This window comes from Bacillus sp. SIMBA_074, assembly GCF_046534555.1.
In the GTDB taxonomy this organism is placed as follows: Bacteria; Bacillota; Bacilli; order Bacillales; family Bacillaceae_G; genus Bacillus_A; species Bacillus_A mycoides.
This window is the reverse complement of record NZ_JAWRYM010001116.1, coordinates 1-241: the sequence shown is the minus strand read 5'-3', so window position 1 is coordinate 241 and position 241 is coordinate 1. Positions and strand designations below refer to the sequence as shown.

The 241-nt window shown below is 45.2% G+C and carries 1 protein-coding gene; it reads right to left on the bottom strand.

Translation table 11 applies throughout. The annotated features are described in order from the left end of the window. Positions 1-241, bottom strand: a 241-nt coding sequence (locus SB773_RS34215; protein WP_410594961.1) for a GntR family transcriptional regulator, incomplete at both ends; no start/stop codon positions are given.

Sequence of the window (241 nt, the reverse complement as noted above, 5' to 3'; positions counted from 1 at the left end):
CGGTAGACTCCAGCGGCTTCCGTACATTATAGAGGTCTTCGATGGCTTTTTTATTGGGAGTGCTGACAAAAGTACCAGACCGTGGTCTCACTTCTATCAAGTTATCAATCTGCAGTCTATTTAAGGCATCGCGTACAGGAGTACGACTAACACCAAGCTCCGCCATCAATTCGTCATAGTCAATTCGCGAGCCTGGCTTCAGGTTGTTATGTACGATTTTGTCACGTAGATAAAGATAGAC